We start from the raw sequence: 19,754 nt of genomic DNA, 5'->3' as shown, positions 1-19,754 counted from the left end.
GGTTACACTTGTCACCATGGGCAAAGGGCAGGGAAAGACGCTGACTCTCCACAGCGCATTCCGGGTCGGCTTCACCGGAACGCTCGGAGTGGGACTCGCATTCGGGCTGATCACGGCCCTGCAGTCCGTGGCGACCGTCATCATCTACATCGGCCTGGCCCTGTTCCTTGCCCTCGGCCTCGAACCGATCGTGCTGTGGCTGGTCGAGCGCAAGCTGCCCCGGTCCCTGTCGGTCGTCCTCGTCGTTCTGGCGTTCATCGCCATCGTCGCCGGGGCCGTGCTGCTCATCGCCCCTGCCGTCATCAGCCAGATCCAGCAGTTCATCGGCGATCTTCCGGACATCGTCGCGAGCCTGGCGGCTACAGGGTGGGTCGCCGACCTCGAACAGAGGTTCACCGGAGCCGTCGATCTCGACAAGATCTTCGCCAACCTCGGCGAGTGGGCATCCGACCCGAAGAACGTGGTGTCGTTGGGCGGCGGGGTCGTGTCCATCGGAGCCGGCATTCTCAGCTTCCTCGCCGGTGTCGTCATCGTCGTCATCCTCACCATCTACTTCGCTGTGACGATGCCGACGATCAAGTCGGCCATGCTCTCCATCGTCGCTGCGAGCTCCCGACCGACCGTCGAATCCGTCACTGAGGAAGTCACCCGATCCATCGGACGCTACGTTCTGGGACAGGTGTCCTTGGGCATCGTCAACGGCGTGTGCTCGGCGATCTTCCTCACCATCATCGGTGCCCCGCTGCCGGCGCTGTTGGCGTTCATCGCGTTCCTCGCCTCGCTCATCCCGCTCGTCGGCCCGATCACCGGTGCGATCATCATCACCGGATCCTGCCTCATGGTCTCACCCGGCCTGGGGATCGCCGTCGGCATCTACTACCTCGTGTACATGCAGGTGGAGGCGTATCTGCTCAGCCCTCGCATCATGAAGACCGCGGTCAATGTGCCCGGTGCGCTCGTCATCATCGCGGCCATCGCCGGCGGCACCCTGGGCGGAGTCCTCGGCGCCGTGGTCGCTGTGCCCGTGGCCGCTTCGGGAATGATCATCATCCGCAAAGTCGTCGTGCCCGCGCAGGATAAGCGGTAGCGGCTAGTCCTGCTCGTCGGTGCTGCTGCGGCGGTTGCGGACGATGAGTCCGATGACATACCTGACAAGGTAGTAGGTCACGAAGTAGGCGACTGCGATGACGACGACGGCCGTCAACAGGTCTCCGTTGCCCATCACAGGCAGGCCGACGAACACCGCGACCGTGAATGCCCCGAGATAGGGAATCAGGCGGAGAACCGGGCTGTCGACGTCGCTCATGTTCGTCAGCGTACCAATTGCCGGTCCCCTCGCCGAGGACGCCCTGCCTGATCATGGTCATGCCGTTGGTATGAGCTCGCGTCGCACCCGGTCAGAGGAAACGACAGTGCGACTCGGGCTCAGCTGCTGAGACGTGACTGTAGTATGGAAAACGGCATGATATGTGGCACACATCACAGATGGGAACAGTCATCATGGCACTCCAGCAGAAACCCACCCTAGTCTCAAAGATCTTCGCCGAATTCCTCGGCACCTTCGTCCTCGTCTTCGGCGGCTGCGGCGCGGCCGTATTCGCAGCAAAGGTCGTCGGTGATGACGGCATCAATATGGGCATCGGATTCCTCGGCGTCGCGCTGGCCTTCGGCCTCACCGTCGTCGTCATGGCCTACGCCGTCGGACATGTCTCCGGTGGACACTTCAATCCCGCAGTGACGTTGGGCTGTGTACTAGCGGGCAGGACCCCGATCAAGGACGCCGTTCCCTACTGGATCACACAGCTGGTCGCCGGAATCGCCGCCGGCGGAGTCGTACTCCTCATCGCTTCGGGCAATCCCGACTATTCGCTTGCGAAGGACGGACTGGCGACGAACGGCTATGGCGAATTCTCCCCGAACGGATTCTCCTTGGTCAGCGTCCTCGTCGCCGAGTTCGTCCTCACCGCCATCTTCCTCTACGTCATCCTCGGGTCGACCGACGACAGGTCCCCGGTCGGAATGGCTCCTCTGGCGATCGGCCTCTCACTCACACTCATCCACCTCGTGGCCATTCCGGTGTCGAACACCTCGGTCAATCCGGCACGTTCCTTCGGTGTCGCGGTATTCGCCGGTGGAGACGCGCTCGGTCAGGTGTGGGTGTTCTTCCTCGCACCGCTCGCTGGTGCCGCCGTGGCCGGACTCACCTATAACCTGCTGTTCCCGAAGGCTGCCGAAGTTCCGATCACCGAGGGCGGATGACGCTGCCACCCTGGCCCGCGGAGGCACTGGTCTCTGGGCAGGTTCTGCTGCGAGCAGTGGACGCGCGGGACGTCGCAATGGCTCGGCAGCTGTCGACCGATCCCTATGTGCCGCAGACGGGTTCACTGCCAGGAGACGCCACCATGCAGGAAGCCAGTGACTGGGTCGAACGCCAGCAGGGTCGTCATGCAGAGGGAGCTGGCTTCTCCTTCACGATTGCGCGTCGAACCGATGATTTCGCGATCGGTCACTGCGGTCTCTGGCTGAAGGAACTCAACGAGGGGCGGGCGAGCGCCGGATATGCCCTTGCGCCGTCCGAGCGCGGGTGCGGCTACGCGGCCGAGGCGCTCGCGGCCCTGACCGAGTTCGGGTGGACTGTTCGGGGAGTACAGCGGATCGACCTGTTCATCGAACCGTGGAACATCGCATCGATTCGCACCGCCGAGCGAACTGGCTATGTTCGGGAGGAACTCCTGGTCAGCCGTCAGCTGGTCGGCGGCGAACGTCGCGACATGATCCTGTATTCCTCGGTACGGCGGGGGCACTCCACGAGGTGACCCACCCCATGACCGACTTGCTCGATATGGACTACCCATTCACCGGCCGATGGCTGGTCCAGAACAGTCCCGCCGACCGGGTGCCGAGTCACGGCACGACCCTCTTCGCGACCTCATACGCAATCGACTTCGTGCCGGTCGATGGCTCTGGGAGATCGGCGCCCTTCACCTTCGACTCCCTCCTCCGTCCGGAACCTCCGGAGAACTTTGTCGGCTTCGGCCGTCCGGTGCTCTCTCCGGTCGCAGGAACTGTCGTGGCTTCTCATGACACGGAGCGCGATCATCTCTCGTACCGCGGTGTCCCCTCGATCGGATACTCGCTGACACAGGCCCGCCGTGTCGGCGCGGGCTGGCTTGCCCTCGCCGGCAATCACGTCATGGTCAGATGCCTCGGCGGTATAGTCTCGCTCTGCCATCTCCAGCATCGCAGCACACGGGTTCGGGTGGGACAGCACGTAGAGGTCGGCGAGGAGATCGGCCGGTGTGGAAACTCCGGCAACAGCACCCAACCGCACCTGCATGTCCAAGCGATCGACCGTGTCGACATTGAGCACGTAGTGGCTGCGCGCCTTGCGTTCAGAGGCGCCTTGCTGTCGAACGGTTCGATCATCTCGGGAAGAACGCCCGTATGAGAACCCTGCGACCAACAGGCCTTCTATAGGTTTCAAACAATGATCGGTACAGCTTGATCGTGGTCACCGTCTCCGCCTCTGAGCACGACCGACTGATCTGAATCATGCTTGCGGCTTGCTGCCAGACACTGAAGAACGTGCCTACGGTCGACAAGAATCCGGATTGGGGCTTCGACAGATCGCTGGTGATCACAGCGCCGGCTGCCCATGTCTGGCCGCACGTGGCAGACCCGATTCGATTGAGCGGATGGTGGTCTCCGCCGCCGACAGTGCAGATCGACTTCGAACCACGAGTCGGCAGCCCCTACGAGGAGCACTACAGCGACCGTGCCTACGAGTATGTGCTCGCTGGTGAGATCACTGTCTTCGACGAGCGGCGCTGCATCGCGATCCTTCGTTGGACGAATGGGCGCTTCGGCCGATCCGACAGTGTCGAGATCACGCTGCAACCTCATGGCGAGGAGACGAGGGTGACCATCGTGCATTGCTTTGACGACATTCCAATCGAACGCCGAGGCGAAGCGCGGGACTTCTTCGCCGACGGGTGGGACTTCAGCCTCGAACTCCTCCGGCGAAATATACTCAGAATCGATGAGAACCAGCGTTATCGTCTGTCGTACCTGGTGCCGAACGCATCCCGTATGAGAACGGCGAACATCTCCGTCATACGGACAGCGACACTCGCATGCTCAGCGATCAGGTCGGCACCCTTTCCACCGAGGGCTGCGCGAACCGGCTTCAGCGCTGAGGCTGCCGGATCAGCTGCTGCAGCACGCAGCAGCTCCAACCGCCTGGACCTGGAGGTGTAACCGAGTTCGAACAGCGTCCAGTGAAAGAGGTGCATGAGGCCGGTGTCACGGTCGAAGCCGCGATGAGTGGACAGCGATGACTCCTCGTCCGCGGTGAGCTCGAAATTGCGGTGGAGCGAGAGTCCGAAATCCGTGAAGATCAGTCTGCCGTCGTGGATGAGGATATTTCCCGGATGCACGTCGAAGTGGTGGAATCCCTGCTTCTCCATCCACGCCGTGGCATCGATGATCTGGCCCACGGCCTCAGCGAACACGGTCGATCCGCTGCCTTCGGCCACGCTTCGGCGCACACAGGACCCCAAGGTCTCAGGCACATGTTCAAGGAAGAGCACCACACTTGTGGGCGCGGACGACATCTCGGCGAGCTTCGTCTCAACGTGCGGCCACGAGGTGCCCCATCGGTGCTTCGGTCCGTCTCCGTCGAATTCGCTGAGGTCGGATTCGCACGGAAGATCGACGACTCTCCACCCGAGCAGAAGCGGAAAGAAGTCTGCCTCCCCGGAGCGGACCCAATCGGAGGTGAGCGTGTGTGCTGCCAGCTCGCGCCCGACACCATGCGCCGGGCTCCCGATCCCGTAGTGGCTGACAAACGGCAGTCCAGCGTGATTGCGGGTGGCGGTCGGATCCGACGCTTCGCTGTGTGTGAGTGGAAGCTGCTTGATGAAGACAGGAGCTCCATTGATCTCAGCAGTTCTCGTGGTTCCACCGATGCCGACCCCTACTGTCTCGGCGGCGTCGACGAGCGCACATACCTGTGAATCATCGAGTCTGTGGATCTCGGCAGAGATTCTACGGGCACTTTCCGCGCGCGCAGTCATGACATTACGCTGAGGCAGATTATGTTTCCGGGTGATCTCTCGCCTGCTCTTGTGAAGAGAGCAGAGCGCGATTCGCAATCAGCAGGAGAGAACGGTCGGGCATGCATGGAGTCATTCTCTCAACTTCACCTCGAAATCGTGCACGTTCACCTCGAAATCGTGCAGGCTATTGTTCGCAGACTCTCTCCACCCTAAGGTGAGAGGACACGGACACATCCGCTCCGCGCAGTCGACCACGACCATGCACTGCACGCGAAAAAATGCGTGCGATGCGAGCGGATGGACTCACACGAAGGAGTGTCATGGCAGTCTACTCAGCACCCGGTACCGAAGGTTCGCTCGTCACGTTCAAGTCGCGCTACGAGAACTACATCGGAGGCGAGTGGGTGCCGCCGAAGAACGGCGACTACTTCGACAACATCACTCCCGTCACCGGACAGGCATTCACAGAGATCCCCAGCTCCACCGCCGACGACATCGAAACCGCCCTCGATGCGGCCTGGGCAGCAGCACCTGCTTGGGGGAAGACCTCGGTGACCGAGCGCTCGAACATCCTCCTCAAGATCGCTGATCGCATGGAAGAGAATCTTGAGATGCTCGCGGTCGCAGAGACCTGGGACAACGGCAAGGGCATCCGCGAACCACTGGCCGCCGACATCCCACTGGCCATCGACCACTTCCGCTACTTCGCTGCAGCGATCCGGGCCCAAGAAGGCGGCCTGTCGCAGATCGACGACGACACCGTTGCCTATCACTTCCACGAACCGCTCGGCGTCGTCGGACAGATCATCCCGTGGAACTTCCCCATACTCATGGCCACGTGGAAGCTGGCACCGGCGCTCGCCGCAGGCAACTGCGTCGTCCTCAAGCCCGCCGAGCAGACTCCGGCCTCGATCCTCATCCTGGCTGAACTCGTTGGCGATCTGCTGCCACCCGGTGTCCTCAACATCGTCAACGGCTTCGGAGTCGAGGCAGGCAAACCTCTGGCCTCGAACAAGCGGATCAAGAAGATCGCGTTCACCGGTGAGACCACGACCGGTCGTCTGATCATGCAGTACGCCTCGCAGAACATCATCCCGGTCACCCTGGAGCTCGGCGGCAAGTCACCGAACATCTTCTTCGAAGACGTCCTCGCCGCCGACGACAGCTACCGCGACAAGGCGCTCGAAGGCTTCGCGATGTTCGCACTCAATCAGGGCGAAGTCTGTACCTGCCCGTCTCGCGCTCTCGTCCAGGAGTCGATCTTCGATGACTTCGTCGCCGCTGGTGTCGAGCGTGTGCGAGCGATCAAGCAGGGCAATCCACTCGACACCGATACCCAGGTGGGCGCGCAGGCCTCTAATGATCAGTACGAGAAGATCATGTCGTACCTGCAGATCGGCAAGGACGAAGGTGCTGAGGTGCTCATCGGCGGTGACAAGGCCGAACTCGAAGGAGATCTCTCAGGCGGCTTCTACGTCCAGCCCACCATCTTCAAGGGCTCGAACAACATGCGGATCTTCCAAGAGGAGATCTTCGGTCCTGTCGTAGCGCTGACCTCGTTCAAGGACTACGACGACGCCATCACCACCGCCAACGACACGCTCTACGGTCTGGGGGCCGGCGTCTGGGCCCGCACCGGCAACATCGCCTACCGTGCCGGCCGTGACATCCAGGCAGGCCGCGTCTGGGTGAACAACTATCACGCCTATCCGGCACATGCCGCGTTCGGCGGATACAAATCATCGGGAATCGGCCGAGAGAACCACCTGATGATGCTCGACCACTACCAGCAGACGAAGAACCTGCTGGTCAGCTACTCGGAGAACGCACAAGGATTTTTCTGATGAGTGAATCGACACAGACAGCAGCACTGGAATCCACTCCCACCATCGGCGGGGAGGAGAAGTCCCGAGTGGCCATGACACAGGCCGCCGTCGACCTCCTCGGCGAACTGGTCGCCAAACACGGTCAACTGATGTTCCATCAGTCGGGTGGCTGCTGCGACGGGTCCTCGCCGATGTGCTTCCCGGAAGGCGACTTCCTCACCTCCGAGGCGGACGTCCTGCTCGGACACTTCGAACTGCCCATCGACGACAGCGAGAAGTCCGGCATCGACTTCTGGATGTCGGTCGAGCAGTTCGAATACTGGAAGCACACGCATCTGACGGTCGATGTGGTGCCCGGACGGGGAAGCGGCTTCAGCGTCGAGTCACCGACGGGCAATCGCTTCATCATCCGGTCGACGCTCATGGACGTCGGCTGACGCCAGTCAGGTCGCCTGACGCCTCTCCTCTGCGCCGAGGTGGCGCTTCGGTGCCGCTCGGATGTGAGCTCGTTCTCCCTGCTTGCCGACGAGGCTGAGGAATTCGACCGGTCCTGAGCTGGTGGCGCCGAACCAGTGCGGAGTGCGAGTGTCGAACTCGGCGGCTTCGCCCGGTTCGAGGATGAGGTCGTGTTCGCCCAGGACGAGTCGGAGTCTGCCGTTGAGGACGAACGCCCAGTCATAGCCGTCATGGGTGCGCAGCTCAGGCACTGCCTCGTCGTCCCCGGCGGGAAGGATGAACTTGTAGGCCTGGATGCCCCCGGCCCGACGGGTCAGAGGCAGGATCGTCCGACCGTCACCACTGGTGATCGGACGCAGATTGATGCGCGGATCCCCGGTCGGTGGAGCATCGACGAGCTCGTCGAGAGTGGCACCGAATGCGCGCGCCAAGGGCAGAAGCTGTTCGAGGCTGGGGCGGCGGTGACCAGCCTCGAGCCGGGAGAGTGTGCTGATCGAGATGCCGGTCTCTTCGGAAAGATCGGTGAGAGTGATGTCGCGGCGCTGTCGCAGCTGCTTCAAGCGTGGTCCGACAGCATCGAGGGTGCGGTCCATAAGTTCGTCCATGCTCACGAGTTTGCCATTTGGCAAACTCATTTGCAATGGCGAGTTGTGCTTGTCACCATCGAAGTAGTGGAACGTCGCAGAGGCAGTTCCTGATCTTTTGGGAGGACGAGAGCATGGCAGGGAATATGAGCGCAATCCGAGACGTCGTGATCGTGGGAGCGGGAGCAGCAGGCCTCAGTGCGGCACTGACATCGGCCCGCGCACGCCGGAGTGTGACCGTGATCGACGCGGGTCAACCGCGCAACGCGCCCGCGGACGGCGTGCACGGGCTGTTGGGCCACGAAGGCATCAGCCCTCAGGAGCTGCTGACACGAGGACGAGAAGAGGTGCTCGGCTACGGAGGGGAGATCATCGACGATGAAGTCGTTGCCGTCAGCGGTGCTGTAGACGGTTTCACGCTCACCCTGCGCAACGGGAACGCCGTCGAAGGCAGGCGCCTGCTCATTGCGACCGGATTGGTCGACGAGCTGCCTGAGATCCCGGGAGTCCGCGAGCAGTGGGGCCATGGCGTGCTCCATTGCCCGTACTGCCATGGGTGGGAAGTTCGAGATGGCCGCATCGCAGTCCTCGTCACCGCCCCCATGGCCGTGCACAAGGCATTCATGTTCCGCCAGTGGAGTGATCAGGTGGTGCTCTTCGCCGGAGACTACGAGCTGAGCGAAGAGGAGCAGATCAAGCTGCAGGCACTCGACATCCCAGTGATCGAAGGCGGCATCGAGGGCCTCGAGATCATCGACGACACACTCACCGGTGTACGCCTGAACGATGGGCAGGTCGTTGCTGTGGACGCGGCGGTCGTGGCCACACCGATGGTCGCGCGCAGCGAACTGTTCGCGGGCATCGGTCTCGAACCCACGCCACATCCAGCAGGAGCTTTCATCGAAACCGAATCATTCGGACTGACCTCCGTCCCGGGCGTCTGGGTTGCCGGCAACGCCACCGACATCGGAGCACAGGTCAGCGGTGCGGCGGCAGCCGGAGCGCTCGCTGCCCAGCACATCAACACCGATCTCATCTTCAAGGACCTCGACCGTGCAGTGGCAGAGCTGAACGACGAGCCGGCCGGGAAGGCAAGCTGATGACTCACTCATTCGATAAGAACTACTGGGATGACATCTGGGACGGCGAACGAGCCCCCATGATGAGTTCAGGCGTTCCGAATCCCCACCTGATCCACGAGATCGGTGAGCTCGAACCCGGGACTGCCCTCGATGCAGGCTGCGGTGCCGGAGCAGAAGCCATCTGGTTGGCGGACAAGGGGTGGGATGTCACCGGCGCCGACGTCGCTGACTCTGCGCTGAACTATGCCGAAGATCGTGCGGCCGCTGCCGGGATGGCCGGACGAATCGCATGGGTCCAGGCCGACCTGTCCGTCTGGGAACCGGAGACGCAGTTTGATCTGGTCACCACCCACTATGCGCATCCTGCGATGGGGCAGCTGGACTTCTACGACCGCATCGCCTCCTGGGTGGCACCCGGCGGAACCCTGCTCATCGTCGGCCACCTCCACCGCGGCCATGGCGAATCTCATCCACCTGCAGAAGCCTCAGCCACCGCCGCCTCCATCACGGATCGTCTCGATCCAACTGTCTGGACTGTCGTCACCGCCGAGGAGTCACAACGGACGTTGGTCGGACCTGGAGGCCGCACGATCACCGTCGACGACGTTGTGGTGAAGGCTGGCCGCGGCCGTTGAGCCGGGTCACTTTCCGGGCGCCAGCACCTCCGGCTCTCCCAGTGAGAGCATGAGCCGGTTAGCCCAGTTGAAGAAGGCCGCGCAGTTGAGGACGTCGACGATGTCCCCGTCCTCGAGACCGGCCTCGCGCAGTGCGTCCACATGCACCGGGCCGAACGCCTGAGGCGTGAGGGTGAGCGCCGCGGAGGCGTTGACGACAGCGTCCCAGACCGGGTCGCCGAGGTTCGACGGTGTGTGAATGCCAGTATCCAGCAGCGACTGCACCAGGTCGCGGCGCCCGGATTCCTCCGTGGCCCGGTCCGAGTGGATCGAGGCGCAGAACAGGCACCCGTTGAGACGTGAGGCCACGGTCGCGGCAAGCTCGCGTTCGGCCCGGCCGATTCCGTCGGTGGTGTTGAAGAAGATGTCGAGGTCGGTCAGCGTCCGGGCCCGCAGAGCCGCAGGATCCCTGGCCAGCAAACGGAAGTAGGGGTTCTTCGCCCGCCCCGCCTCGATCAGAGCCTCGCGCTGGACATCGCTCAGCTCCGCCTCGGCGACGGGCGCGATCCAGGGCACCCACCCCAATCCGGACTGCTGGAACAATGCGGGCCGTTTGAGGTCGGGGTAGGAGCTGACACGATCGCCTACCCGGGACAGAGCTTCGCTGCCTTTCGGCGAGGCAGCCGGCTCCCTCGCCGAGGTGGTCCCGCCGTCATCGTCGACCGCTACCTGAGTCTCGTCAGCGGCGGGGGCCAGGGCCGCGGCCGGGGCGTGGATCAGTGCCGTCAGTCCGGTGCTGATGCGGATCTGGAAGTTGAGGAACGATACAAGCTGCGCGAGAGTGACGATCGAATCCTCGTCCCATCCGGAATCGAGGAGCAGTGCCATATGTTCGGGACGAGAATCACGCGGATGCAGGACCAGGAGATGAGCGAATTCGAGCCCGGCGGCCAGCTGCGGACCAAGCACTTCGGTGGACTTCTTCTCCACCGACAACCATGGTCCGACGACGTTCTCGTCAGCGAGTGCAGCGGATTCGAAGATTCCGTAGGGACCGTGCCCGGATGGCCGGGAGTCGAGTTCGAGCAGAGCCTCGTCGAGGAGTTCGGCAATCGCCCAGGAGGCGACCTCGTCCTCGTCGCGAAGGAGGTCGCGGTAGAACTCCTCGGCGGCGGGAGATCCCAGCAGCCCGGCGGTGAAGGCGGCGACGGCGTAGCGATCTCGCTGGGAGAACCCCTCGGCCTCGGCAGGTTCCAGGAGAGCTTCGAAGCTGAGCTGCGCATTCTCCTTGGCCTGTGCGCGGTGATCGCGGAGAGCATCGAGGGGATCCTGCGCGGCGATTCCCGCAAGGGCGTTGATGATGTCGGTCATGTCAGGCCGCCTGTTCTGTCGTCAATGTCAGTCCCAGAGCCGGTGCCACCTCGGTGGCCAGCAGCTCGATGGATCGCAGGGTGGTCTCATTCGTCGCGGGCACCGAGTGCACCTGGAAGCTGACGTCGGTGGCCTGTGAGAGGACACGGTCTGTCGAGAGGCGTTCGATGACCTGCTCGGGGGTGCCCAGGAACGTATCCGTGGCGACGAGCAGCTCCTCGAGGCTCAAGCCGGAGGTGTCGTAGCCGACGAGGCGGTCTGCTTCGGAGCGCAGCGCCGGTTCCGTCAGCGCACGCAGCGCCGGCAGATCCTTGGTCTCGGCGACGACGGCCGTGCGGGAGGCGAGGATGCGTGGCTCGATCCCTGCCGGCAGGTTCGACAGATAGGTGTCGATGACCGGCAGCTGCACTTCGTCGAGGGGCGCCCCCGGATTGTCCTGTGCACGGGGCTGCGTGCGAGAGAGCATGAGGCCATCGCCCGCGGCACCGGCCGCTCCGGCACCGCCGGAGGAGAATGTGGCCTGCCAGAGACGTTCGGAGAGTCCGCGACCGTCAGATCGGCCGGAGGTCTGCGGATAGAGGGTATGGCCGGTCTCCAGCGATTTCCCTGCCAGCAGAGTCTTCAGCGCGGCGAGGTTGTCGGCGAAGACTTCGCGGCGAACATCGAAACTGGTGCCGAAGGCCGGGAACGACTTGGGGTTTCCGCCCGAACCGAGTCCGATCTCAAGGCGCCCGCCGGAGAGCACATCAGTGACTGCGACGTCTTCGGCCACCCGCACACCGTTCTCCATCGGCAGGGTGATGATCGCCGTGCCCAGTCGAATCCGAGACGTCTGCGCCGCAGCATGGGCGAGGAACACGAGCGGGGAGGGAAGCCCACCCTCGGCCGCGGAGAAGTGGTGCTGGGCGACCCAGGCCGAATCGAAGCCGTGGGTCTCCGCCGCCTGGATCTGTTCGAGCGCGAACCGGTAGCGCTGATCAGCCGGAGCGTCCTCGAGCAGACGTGTGAAGAATCCGAGCCGGGGCCCGGAGGAATTGTTCGTCATCGTGGTGGTCTCATCTTTCTGCGGCTGCAAGCGGTGTCGGATTCTTCGCGTCCTCGCCGCCGTGGAGCATCACGGGGTGTGGGATCGCGTCGAGGAGGGTGCGAGTGTAGTGAGTCTGCGGGCGGGCGAAGAGGTCCTCCGTCAGTCCGTTCTCCATCAGTCGTCCCTGCGACATCACCGACACCGTATCAGCGATCTGACGCACGACGGCAAGATCGTGGGAGATGAAGACATATGTCAGACCAAGCTCCACTTGCAGCTCGTCGAGGAGGTCCAGAATCTGGGCCTGCACGGTGACGTCGAGGGCAGAGACCGCTTCATCGAAGACGACGAGCTCCGGACCGGCGATGAGCGCTCGGGCGATCGCCACGCGCTGCAGCTGACCGCCGGAGAGTTCCTGCGGCCGCCGATCGAGGAATTCTGCCGGCAGTGACACCCGGTCAAGGGCCTCGGAGACGAGTCCGGGGCGCGAAGTTCTGGTCCCGATGCGGAAATTGCGCAGGGGCTCGGTCAGGATCTGCCGGATCGAGTGCTTCGGATCCAACGCCGAATACGGGTTCTGGTGCACCAGTTGGACTCTGCGCCGGAAGTCTCGACGGCGGATGCGTGCGGCATTGCCTTTCACGAAATCAGCGGTGTCGAAATCGCCGATGCGAATGCGCCCGGACTGCGGGGTGAGGAACCCGGCCAATGCCTTGCCGGTCGTGGTCTTGCCGGACCCGGATTCGCCCACGATGCCGTGTGTGGTCCCGCGTTGAACGCGCAACGAGACGTCGTCGACGCCGATGACCTGATCCTCGTTGCGAGCATAGACCTGAGTCAGTCCCTCGACGGCGACGAAGGCTGCCGACGACGAGTCTGCCTGCGAGTCCTCGGCGGACGCGGTGTGGCGCGCTTTCGTCTTCAGTGCCGGAGCATCGGCGAGAAGTCGGGCGGTGTATTCGGTCTCAGGGCGGGAGAAGATCCGAGCTGCCGGACCGGCCTCGACGACCTGTCCAGACTGCATGACGACGACATCATCGGCGCGTTCCCCGGCGACAGCCAGGTCGTGAGTGATGAAGAGGACGCCCATTCCGCTCTCGGCTCGCAGCCCATCGAGGAGATCGAGGACCTGCTTCTGCACGGTCACGTCAAGCGCCGAGGTCGGCTCATCGGCGATGAGCAGACGCGGACGCAGCGCGATGGCCGATGCGATGAGCACCCGCTGACGCATGCCTCCGGAGAGCTCGTGCGGGAACTGGTCGGCACGCATCTGCGGACGATCGATGCCGACCTTGGCCAGCAGGTCGATGACCTGGGCGCGGGCGGACTTCCGGTCGGCACGCTTGTGGATGCGCAGCGCCTCGGCGACGGATTTCCCGATGGTCTGCAGCGGGTTGAGAGAACTGCCGGGGTCCTGGGGAACATAGCCGATCTGACTGCCGCGGACTCCCCGCCAGGCGCTGGCGCCCAGCGCACCGAGATCGACCTCGCCTAAGCGGATGCGCCCACCTGTGATCTGCGCGGAGTCCGGGAGCAGACCGATGACCGCGTTCGCGGTCGTCGACTTGCCGGACCCGGATTCGCCGACGACCGCGGTCATCGACCCGGCACCAACGGCGAACGAGACGCCGTCGACGGCTGGGGCCGCGAAGTCACCTCGGCGGGAGTAGGCGACACTGAGATCCTGGACGGACAGCAGCGGGGCGCTCTCGGTCATGATGTCGCCTTTCGCAGGGTGTTGCCGATCTGATGGGTGGCCAGGACGATGGCCATGACGACGAAGCCGGGCAGGACGGTCAGCCACCAGGCGGTGGCCACGAAGTTGCGACCCTCGGCGATGATGAGGCCCCATTCAGGTGTCGGCGGGGGAGTGCCGTAGCCCAGGAAGCCCAGCGTCGAGATCTGGAGAATCGCGGATCCGATCTGCAGCACGGCCAGGGACAGGACGGGCGAGATCGAGTTGGGCAGGATGTGGCGGAAGAGGACGGAGAAGAAGGTGCCGCCCGAGCCATAGGCCGCTGCCACGAAGTCGCTTGTGTTGATCCGCACTGCCTCTGACCTCGACAGGCGTGCAAATTGGGCGATGGCCGTGACACCGACGGCGATGGCCGCGTTGATGGTGCCGAAGCCCAAGACGATGACGATCGAGAGGCTGAGCAGGATCGCGGGGATCGAGAGCAGCACGTCGATGAAGCGCATGAGCACATCGTCGAGCCAACCGCGGCGGGTGCCGGCGATGAGCCCGATCGCCGTTCCCACGACAAGGCCGACGCCCACTGCCACGAGCGCGGCCAGCAGGGACTGAGATGCGCCGTAGACGACGCGGGTGAAGGCATCGCGGCCAGTCTGGTCGGTCCCGAACCAATGGTCGAGACTCGGGGCCAGCAGCGCCGGAGTGGTTCCGCCGTCATTGGGATCATGGTGGGTGAACAGCCCCGGGAAGAGTGCCCACAGGACGGCGATGAGCAGGACCAGCCCCGAGAGGATGGTGGCGGGCCCGAGGCTCGCGCGGGTGCGGCTGCGCCGCTTCGATGCCGGACGCGGGGTGCCGGTGCCTGGGGTGCGGGCGAAGGTGTCGATGAGGCTCATGAGTGAGTGTCCTTCTCGTCCCAGTCGAGGTCGACTCCGACGCTGGCAGCGGTCGCCGTCAGCGCTCGGCGAGTGGGTTCGTCGGCAGGCTTCTTCCCAGCCGAGGTGGTCCCGGCCCCGGAGCGCAGGCGCACGTCGATGACGGGATAGAGGAGATCGACGATGAGGTTGATGATCACGTACGTCAGGGTCGCGATGACGACGACGGCCAGGAGGATCGGATTGTCGCGGTGGGTCACGGCCTGGGCAGTGATCTGTCCGATGCCGTTGCGTCCGAACACGGTTTCGGTGACCACGGCTCCGGCGACGAGTTCGCCGAAGACCAGGCCGATGATCGTCAGCCCGGGCAGGATGGCATTGCGGGCGACGGAGTGGACGAGGATCCACAGTTCACTCGCGCCCTTCGCCGAGGTGACTTTGACGAATCCGGAGGCCTTGACATCGGTGATGGAGCGGATGAGGACCTGCGTGATCGGAGCCGACAGCGGAACCGCCACGGTCAGGGTGGGGAGGACGAGCGCCTCGGCGGGGCTGGGGGAGACCACGGAGACGAATCCGAGCTGGAAGGAGAAGATCTGGATGAGCAGGATGCCGAGCCAGAACACGGGAATCGAGATGAACAGGCTGGGCACGGAATCGAGGATCTTCCGCAGCCAGCGAAAAGGCCCGTAGGTGGCCAGCACCGCGATGATCACGGCCAGGACCAAGGCTGAGACGAATCCGGACAGAGCGAGGATCGCCGTCGAGGGCAGGGCCGCGGTGATGATCGTCGACACGGCGGCCCCTGTCTGAACGGAGAACCCGAAGTTGCCGGTGAGGAACCCGCCCAGGCTGAGGAAGTAGCGGCTGACCCAGGATTCATCGGCCCCGGTCTCGGACCGGATCGTGGCGATCTGATCGGCTGAGAGGCCCAGTGCCGGGTCGGCGAACCTGGCGGTGACGCCGTCGCCCGGGATGAGGCTGAGCAGTATGAAGGCCGCGGTGAATGCGAGGAGGAGGACGAGAACAGCCTGCCCCAGGCGCAGGAACAGGTATCGGACGTCGAGGATCATTTCTGACCTGCCAACCATGTGCTGTAGAAGTCGGGGCGGCCCACTGGTTCGGTTGCGAAGCCGTTGACGCGGCGGCGGAAGGCGAAGACTTGGGGCTCTTCGAAGAACGGCAGCACATAGGCGTTCTCAACGAGGTAGTCCTGGACCTTCTCCGCGGCCTTCTGCCGATTCTTCGTCACAGGTTCCGAGGCGAGTTCGTCCAGCAGGCGGTCGACCTCGGGATCGATGCTCTCATCGTCGGCGTCCTCGCGGCCCTTCCCGTTGAGGAAGACATCTCGATTGACCGAGGAGTAGTTCGACCGCAGATTGTCGAAGTCGGCACGGGCGACCATCGAATGGTAGATCTGCACGCGATCGAGATCGAGGGCGTCCAAGGTCTGCTTGGACTGGTCGCCGGGGTTGATGGACAGGCGCACGCCGACGTGGCGCAGCTGCTGCTGGATGAGGGTCTGCACCTCGTTTGACCGTGGCTGCGGCAGCGCGATGTTGACGGCCAGCTCCAGGACCTGGCCGTCCTTGACGCGGAAGCCGGCGGCGTTGCGTTCGGACCAGCCCGCGTCATCGAACAGCCGGTTCGCCTCCTCGGGGTCATGGACCCAGGAGCCGGACTGGTCCTTGTAGCCCATGGCTCCCTTGGCCAAGAGCCCGGTGGCCAACGGGTAGTTGGGGGTGAAGAGCTTGTCGACGATCTCCTGCCGGTCAACGGCGGCGATGATGGCCTGCCTGACCTTGAGGTCGGACAGCAGCTCGTGCCGGAAACGGAAGTTGATGCTGTTGTTGATGCCGTTCGTGGCCTTGGCATAGAGGCTCAGGCCCTGTTCCTTCACCCGAGGTTCGTCAGGGGCCTGGACGTCGCGGACACCGTCGGCCTGCCCGGAGAGCACGGCTCCGATGCGCACCGAGTACTCATTGTTGGCCAGGTAGTCGATGCCGTCGAGGTGGGCTCGGCCTTGGTGGTCGAAGTGCGGTGGCGCCCAGTCGTAGTCCTCACGGACGCGCACGGACAGCTTCGTTCCGATCGTCTCCTCGGTGATGTGGAACGGACCGCAGGTGTGGATCTGTGTGGCACCGCCGGGACCGAATCCCTCAGCGTCGAGTCCCAGCGTCGAATCGGCGAGGAGACCGGCATTCATCGTCGATGTCGCCTGGGCGAATCCGGGAGAAGGGGCGCTGAAGTGGAAGCGGACCCGCTGATCGTCGAGGACCTCGCTGCTCTCATAGTTCGAGATCTGCTCGGAGACCGGGAGAGTGCGGGTCTCGTCTCCGCGTCCGAAGAGGTCGAAGTTCTTCGCCACGTTCTCCGGAGTCAGCGCTGATCCGTCGGAGTAGGTCACGCCGCGGCGGATCGTGAACGTGAATTGGGTGGCATCGCCGTTGATCTCCGGCAGCTGCGTGGCGAGCCAGGGGTGGAGTTCGAGAGTCTCCGGGTCCTGCCACAGCAGACGCGCGGAGATGTTGTTCATGATGCCGCCGTTGGGATAGAACCCGACCGAGGGCGGGTAGAGAAGCGTCCAGGTCTGGGGCTCGAAGTAGGTGAGGACTCCGCCCTGCACCGGGTCGCCGCCCTCGGGCAGCGGAGCATCATCGGTGGGGGTGCAGGCGCTGAGCGTGATGATCGTGCCCAGCCCCAGCCCGAGGCTGAGGAAGTTGCGTCGCCCGTAGGCTCGACTGAGGTTCGCCGAGGTGGCTGGACGGAGGTCCGTCATGGGATGTGGTCCTTTGTGCAGATGAAACCGAGCTTGGGGTCTGGTCAGGTGCTCAACAATTGGAGCTGGTGAGCCTTTTGAGATCTATGTGGATCCGACGCCACAGCATTCGAGCCCCTGGGAGTGTCTGCATATTTTGAGTTAAGCGCATCGGCATGCTGAGCGTCAATCTGATCGCTTAACATTGAGTCATGTCGCTGCCTTCGGAATTCGATCATCTCGTCATTGCCGTGCCCAATCTCGCTGAAAGTGTTGAGCAATATCACAACATACTCGGTGTGGAAGCTATTCCTGGGGGTGCTCATCCGGGCCTGGGTACGGCTAATGCTCTGCTTGGTCTCGAGGGGGTCGGTGCAGGAGTCAGCCGCGATATCTACCTTGAGATCCTCGGCCCCGACCCCGAACAGGATCCAGCGCTCGCGGCTTCGCGTCTGACGGGGATCACCGAGCCCACTGTGCAGCGGTGGGCGATCCACCCGGCCGACTTCGACGGACTCGTCACCTCAGCCGCACGATCAATCGAACCGCACATCGACCTCGGCGAGGTTCACGACATGTCCCGCCGCACCCCTGAGGGCATGCTTCTCGAATGGAGGCTGACGCGGCGGACACCGCTGGCACTGGGTGGAATCCAGCCCTTCCTCATCGATTGGAAGGATTCTCCGCATCCCGCACGGCAGGCGATGCCCGCTGTTCGCCTCGAGCGGTTCTGGGCGACGAGCCCAGATGTGGACACAACATCCAGAGTTCTGCGATCCTTGGGGGCTACCATCGAGGTTGAGGCAGGAGTCACAGAAACCCTGCACGCCACATTGAAAGGTCCCGGTGGATCATGGACGATCTGAGTACGATTCCCGCCAATCTTGACCACCTCATCATCACGGTGCCTGAGCTCGAAGCCGGGGCAGCTGAATTCGAGCGCCTCACCGGAGTCCGCGCGGTCGCCGGCGGAAGTCACCCCGGCCGTGGAACCGCGAACTATCTTGTCGGTCTCGTCCCAGCAGGCTGGGACGCCGGCGCTCATACCTACCTTGAGATTCTGGGTCCGGACGCACAGCAGAAGCCACCGGCAGACGGCATCCTGCCTTTGGATGCGCATCTGGCGCAGGGCCTGACGCTGCAGACCTGGGCGATCCACCCACATGCCTTCCTCGCGAAGGTTGCCGGGGCCAATACCGAAGGGATCGACTTCGGCGAGGTCCGTGACATGTCCCGAGAGACCGCTGACGGCACGCTGCTCGAATGGCGTCTGACTTCTCGGTCTCCGTTGCCGAGCACGGGCACCCAGCCCTTCCTCATCGACTGGGGCGAGTCGACCCACCCCGCCGAGGCGTCCCTGCCGTCGGTGGAGCTCCTCGAGTTCACCATCGAATCCCCAGACGCCGAGGATACCCGTCGTGTCCTCGATGTGCTCGGTGCCGGTGATGCTCAGGTCGTCGAAGGCAAGGAGTACCGGCTGCACGCACGTCTGCGCGGTCCCGGCGGTGTGCTCGAGTTCTGAGCGAAAGTCAGCAGGGATTGCGTGGTGAAACGCTAGACTCGGCAGAGTGTCGCCAACTCCTCGCAACTCACTAGGTCCACTGCACTTGCCTCGATCGTCGTCGGGCGCCTCGCGTCGGCTGAGGGCCTCCTCGGCGGCCGTTGCTGCATCCCTGCTCATCGTGCTCAGTGCCTGCGCGCCGGACTCGGGGCAGGAGGCCAGGTCTGCACCGTCCTCGAGCGAGACGGTCGCGTCCGGTGGGAACTCGGCCTCTGCGCAGCCGAGTGAGTCGACGTCGCCGGCGACGTCTCCGGCGCCCAGCAAGTCCGCTGAGCCCGACGTTGATTCCGCGGGTGCCGCCGGTGTGAGTGAGTCCGACATCGATATGACGGGCAGCGGCGAGTGGGACCGACCGAAGAAGGAGGCCGGACCCAACCGGGATCAGGGCAAGACCTTCAAGGTCGCGCTGCGCGTTGAGGACAATCTGCCGATCGACGTCGACGAGGCTGGCGCCTTCATCATCAAGACGCTCCAGGACGAACGCGGCTGGCAGGATCTGGACGATGTGTCGATTGAAATGGTCGACGAGGGTGAGGATGCGATGATCTCCATCGCCAGCCCCGACACCGTGGACTCGATGTGCCTGCCGCTGCGGACCCTGGGCAAACTCTCCTGCCGCAACGGCAATGACGTCATCCTCAACGCCAAGCGCTGGGTGTCTGCCACCGATGAGTTCGATGACACCACTCAGTATCGCCAGTACCTCATCAACCATGAGGTCGGCCACGCGCTGGGCCACGGCCATGAATCCTGCCCGGGGCCGGGTGAGACCGCTCCGCTCATGCAGCAGCAGACCAAGGGACTGCAAGGCTGTGAGCCCAATGGCTGGCCCTCGAAGGGCTAGTCGGGA

General features: G+C 63.8%; 21 protein-coding genes and 1 pseudogene. 12 read left to right on the top strand and 10 right to left on the bottom strand.

Features of this window, described 5'->3' with window-relative positions; all coding sequences use genetic code 11:
- Positions 1-16: 16 nt before the first annotated feature.
- The gene (locus JTF07_RS14655) at positions 17-1,087 is read left to right on the top strand and encodes an AI-2E family transporter (RefSeq protein ID WP_204234958.1); all 1,071 of its coding nucleotides are present in this window, start codon (positions 17-19) and stop codon (positions 1,085-1,087) included.
- A gap of 3 nt (positions 1,088-1,090) precedes the next feature.
- On the opposite strand, the gene JTF07_RS14650 is transcribed toward JTF07_RS14655, so the two are convergent.
- The gene (locus tag JTF07_RS14650; protein ID WP_204234957.1) at positions 1,091-1,306 is read right to left on the bottom strand and encodes a hypothetical protein; all 216 of its coding nucleotides are present in this window, start codon (positions 1,304-1,306) and stop codon (positions 1,091-1,093) included.
- Positions 1,307-1,485: 179 nt separating this feature from the next.
- Between JTF07_RS14650 and aqpZ the strand changes: the two genes are divergently transcribed.
- From aqpZ to JTF07_RS20930, 4 genes and pseudogenes are all read left to right on the top strand, one after another.
- Positions 1,486-2,259 carry an aquaporin Z gene (gene aqpZ, locus JTF07_RS14645; RefSeq protein ID WP_252199834.1) on the top strand — a complete coding sequence of 258 codons (774 nt, stop codon included), beginning with the start codon at positions 1,486-1,488 and terminating at the stop codon, positions 2,257-2,259.
- The gene (locus tag JTF07_RS14640) at positions 2,256-2,816 is read left to right on the top strand and encodes a GNAT family N-acetyltransferase (RefSeq protein WP_204234956.1); all 561 of its coding nucleotides are present in this window, start codon (positions 2,256-2,258) and stop codon (positions 2,814-2,816) included. Before aqpZ ends, JTF07_RS14640 begins: the two co-directional genes overlap by 4 nt.
- 8 nt (positions 2,817-2,824) lie before the next feature.
- The gene (locus JTF07_RS14635) at positions 2,825-3,448 is read left to right on the top strand and encodes a M23 family metallopeptidase (protein WP_204234955.1); all 624 of its coding nucleotides are present in this window, start codon (positions 2,825-2,827) and stop codon (positions 3,446-3,448) included.
- 104 nt (positions 3,449-3,552) lie between these two features.
- Positions 3,553-4,011 (top strand): annotated as a pseudogene (locus tag JTF07_RS20930) (SRPBCC family protein); the annotation flags it as partial.
- A gap of 41 nt (positions 4,012-4,052) precedes the next feature.
- On the opposite strand, the gene JTF07_RS20410 reads toward JTF07_RS20930, so the two are convergent.
- A complete protein-coding gene (locus JTF07_RS20410) occupies positions 4,053-5,075 on the bottom strand; it encodes a BUD32 family EKC/KEOPS complex subunit (protein ID WP_252199833.1) in 1,023 nt (340 codons plus the stop codon).
- 302 nt (positions 5,076-5,377) lie between these two features.
- Here JTF07_RS20410 and exaC point away from each other — a divergent pair, with 302 nt between their 5' ends.
- Entirely contained in the window at positions 5,378-6,901 is a 1,524-nt protein-coding gene (gene exaC, locus JTF07_RS14620; RefSeq protein WP_143922165.1) for an acetaldehyde dehydrogenase ExaC, read from the top strand.
- Positions 6,901-7,320, top strand: coding sequence for a DUF779 domain-containing protein (locus tag JTF07_RS14615; protein WP_204234952.1), 420 nt, complete (start codon positions 6,901-6,903; stop codon positions 7,318-7,320). The genes exaC and JTF07_RS14615 overlap by 1 nt, the downstream gene beginning before the upstream one ends.
- 6 nt (positions 7,321-7,326) lie before the next feature.
- On the opposite strand, the gene JTF07_RS14610 is transcribed toward JTF07_RS14615, so the two are convergent.
- Positions 7,327-7,944 (bottom strand): helix-turn-helix domain-containing protein, encoded by a 618-nt coding sequence (locus JTF07_RS14610; protein ID WP_204234951.1) that lies wholly within the window; start codon positions 7,942-7,944, stop codon positions 7,327-7,329.
- Positions 7,945-8,069: 125 nt separating this feature from the next.
- Here JTF07_RS14610 and JTF07_RS14605 point away from each other — a divergent pair, with 125 nt between their 5' ends.
- Together JTF07_RS14605 and JTF07_RS14600 are read left to right on the top strand one after the other, a co-directional pair.
- On the top strand, positions 8,070-9,023 hold the full coding sequence (locus tag JTF07_RS14605) for an NAD(P)/FAD-dependent oxidoreductase (RefSeq protein WP_252199832.1): 954 nt from the start codon (positions 8,070-8,072) through the stop codon (positions 9,021-9,023).
- Positions 9,023-9,640, top strand: a complete 618-nt coding sequence (locus tag JTF07_RS14600; protein WP_204234949.1) for a class I SAM-dependent methyltransferase — start codon at positions 9,023-9,025, stop codon at positions 9,638-9,640. The genes JTF07_RS14605 and JTF07_RS14600 overlap by 1 nt, the downstream gene beginning before the upstream one ends.
- 6 nt (positions 9,641-9,646) lie before the next feature.
- On the opposite strand, the gene JTF07_RS14595 is transcribed toward JTF07_RS14600, so the two are convergent.
- Genes JTF07_RS14595 through JTF07_RS20925 form a run of 7 tightly spaced genes read right to left on the bottom strand, consistent with a single transcriptional unit; the run spans position 9,647 to position 17,473 of the window.
- Complete coding sequence (locus JTF07_RS14595) at positions 9,647-10,990, bottom strand: alkylhydroperoxidase domain protein (protein WP_204234948.1); 1,344 nt, start codon at positions 10,988-10,990, stop codon at positions 9,647-9,649.
- Position 10,991: 1 nt separating this feature from the next.
- Positions 10,992-12,035, bottom strand: a complete 1,044-nt coding sequence (locus JTF07_RS14590; protein ID WP_204234947.1) for a putative FMN-dependent luciferase-like monooxygenase — start codon at positions 12,033-12,035, stop codon at positions 10,992-10,994.
- A 10-nt stretch (positions 12,036-12,045) separates the two neighbouring features.
- The gene (locus JTF07_RS14585; RefSeq protein ID WP_204234946.1) at positions 12,046-13,734 is read right to left on the bottom strand and encodes a dipeptide ABC transporter ATP-binding protein; all 1,689 of its coding nucleotides are present in this window, start codon (positions 13,732-13,734) and stop codon (positions 12,046-12,048) included.
- Positions 13,731-14,606 carry an ABC transporter permease gene (locus JTF07_RS14580; RefSeq protein ID WP_204234945.1) on the bottom strand — a complete coding sequence of 292 codons (876 nt, stop codon included), beginning with the start codon at positions 14,604-14,606 and terminating at the stop codon, positions 13,731-13,733. The genes JTF07_RS14585 and JTF07_RS14580 overlap by 4 nt, the downstream gene beginning before the upstream one ends.
- A complete protein-coding gene (locus tag JTF07_RS14575) occupies positions 14,603-15,658 on the bottom strand; it encodes an ABC transporter permease (RefSeq protein ID WP_204234944.1) in 1,056 nt (351 codons plus the stop codon). Before JTF07_RS14575 ends, JTF07_RS14580 begins: the two co-directional genes overlap by 4 nt.
- A complete protein-coding gene (locus tag JTF07_RS14570; protein ID WP_204234943.1) occupies positions 15,655-17,364 on the bottom strand; it encodes a TIGR04028 family ABC transporter substrate-binding protein in 1,710 nt (569 codons plus the stop codon). Before JTF07_RS14570 ends, JTF07_RS14575 begins: the two co-directional genes overlap by 4 nt.
- 52 nt (positions 17,365-17,416) lie before the next feature.
- Positions 17,417-17,473, bottom strand: a complete 57-nt coding sequence (locus JTF07_RS20925) for a putative leader peptide (RefSeq protein ID WP_353843990.1) — start codon at positions 17,471-17,473, stop codon at positions 17,417-17,419.
- A gap of 82 nt (positions 17,474-17,555) precedes the next feature.
- Between JTF07_RS20925 and JTF07_RS14565 the strand changes: the two genes are divergently transcribed.
- From JTF07_RS14565 to JTF07_RS14555, 3 genes are read left to right on the top strand one after another with little or no spacing between them, the layout of a single operon-like run.
- Positions 17,556-18,209 carry a VOC family protein gene (locus JTF07_RS14565; RefSeq protein ID WP_204234942.1) on the top strand — a complete coding sequence of 218 codons (654 nt, stop codon included), beginning with the start codon at positions 17,556-17,558 and terminating at the stop codon, positions 18,207-18,209.
- Complete coding sequence (locus JTF07_RS14560; protein ID WP_204234941.1) at positions 18,197-18,865, top strand: VOC family protein; 669 nt, start codon at positions 18,197-18,199, stop codon at positions 18,863-18,865. The genes JTF07_RS14565 and JTF07_RS14560 overlap by 13 nt, the downstream gene beginning before the upstream one ends.
- A gap of 46 nt (positions 18,866-18,911) precedes the next feature.
- Positions 18,912-19,748 (top strand): DUF3152 domain-containing protein, encoded by an 837-nt coding sequence (locus tag JTF07_RS14555; RefSeq protein ID WP_353843980.1) that lies wholly within the window; start codon positions 18,912-18,914, stop codon positions 19,746-19,748.
- The last annotated feature ends 6 nt before the right edge of the window (positions 19,749-19,754 follow it).

Source organism: Brevibacterium sp. RIT 803, from assembly GCF_016892625.1.
In the GTDB taxonomy this organism is placed as follows: domain Bacteria; phylum Actinomycetota; class Actinomycetes; order Actinomycetales; family Brevibacteriaceae; genus Brevibacterium.
This window is presented reverse-complemented; position numbering and strand designations above follow the sequence as displayed.

What these genes read in the sequence shown, in the direction of transcription:
- JTF07_RS14655 (WP_204234958.1), top strand. Translation starts at nt 17, where the DNA reads ATGGGCAAAGGGCAGGGAAAGACGCTGACTCTCCACAGCGCATTCCGG.
- JTF07_RS14650 (WP_204234957.1), bottom strand. Translation starts at nt 1,306, where the DNA reads ATGAGCGACGTCGACAGCCCGGTTCTCCGCCTGATTCCCTATCTCGGG.
- aqpZ (WP_252199834.1), top strand. Translation starts at nt 1,486, where the DNA reads ATGGGAACAGTCATCATGGCACTCCAGCAGAAACCCACCCTAGTCTCA.
- JTF07_RS14640 (WP_204234956.1), top strand. Translation starts at nt 2,256, where the DNA reads ATGACGCTGCCACCCTGGCCCGCGGAGGCACTGGTCTCTGGGCAGGTT.
- JTF07_RS14635 (WP_204234955.1), top strand. Translation starts at nt 2,825, where the DNA reads ATGACCGACTTGCTCGATATGGACTACCCATTCACCGGCCGATGGCTG.
- JTF07_RS20410 (WP_252199833.1), bottom strand. Translation starts at nt 5,075, where the DNA reads ATGACTGCGCGCGCGGAAAGTGCCCGTAGAATCTCTGCCGAGATCCAC.
- exaC (WP_143922165.1), top strand. Translation starts at nt 5,378, where the DNA reads ATGGCAGTCTACTCAGCACCCGGTACCGAAGGTTCGCTCGTCACGTTC.
- JTF07_RS14615 (WP_204234952.1), top strand. Translation starts at nt 6,901, where the DNA reads ATGAGTGAATCGACACAGACAGCAGCACTGGAATCCACTCCCACCATC.
- JTF07_RS14610 (WP_204234951.1), bottom strand. Translation starts at nt 7,944, where the DNA reads ATGGACGAACTTATGGACCGCACCCTCGATGCTGTCGGACCACGCTTG.
- JTF07_RS14605 (WP_252199832.1), top strand. Translation starts at nt 8,070, where the DNA reads ATGAGCGCAATCCGAGACGTCGTGATCGTGGGAGCGGGAGCAGCAGGC.
- JTF07_RS14600 (WP_204234949.1), top strand. Translation starts at nt 9,023, where the DNA reads ATGACTCACTCATTCGATAAGAACTACTGGGATGACATCTGGGACGGC.
- JTF07_RS14595 (WP_204234948.1), bottom strand. Translation starts at nt 10,990, where the DNA reads ATGACCGACATCATCAACGCCCTTGCGGGAATCGCCGCGCAGGATCCC.
- JTF07_RS14590 (WP_204234947.1), bottom strand. Translation starts at nt 12,035, where the DNA reads ATGACGAACAATTCCTCCGGGCCCCGGCTCGGATTCTTCACACGTCTG.
- JTF07_RS14585 (WP_204234946.1), bottom strand. Translation starts at nt 13,734, where the DNA reads ATGACCGAGAGCGCCCCGCTGCTGTCCGTCCAGGATCTCAGTGTCGCC.
- JTF07_RS14580 (WP_204234945.1), bottom strand. Translation starts at nt 14,606, where the DNA reads ATGAGCCTCATCGACACCTTCGCCCGCACCCCAGGCACCGGCACCCCG.
- JTF07_RS14575 (WP_204234944.1), bottom strand. Translation starts at nt 15,658, where the DNA reads ATGATCCTCGACGTCCGATACCTGTTCCTGCGCCTGGGGCAGGCTGTT.
- JTF07_RS14570 (WP_204234943.1), bottom strand. Translation starts at nt 17,364, where the DNA reads ATGACGGACCTCCGTCCAGCCACCTCGGCGAACCTCAGTCGAGCCTAC.
- JTF07_RS14565 (WP_204234942.1), top strand. Translation starts at nt 17,556, where the DNA reads ATGTCGCTGCCTTCGGAATTCGATCATCTCGTCATTGCCGTGCCCAAT.
- JTF07_RS14560 (WP_204234941.1), top strand. Translation starts at nt 18,197, where the DNA reads ATGGACGATCTGAGTACGATTCCCGCCAATCTTGACCACCTCATCATC.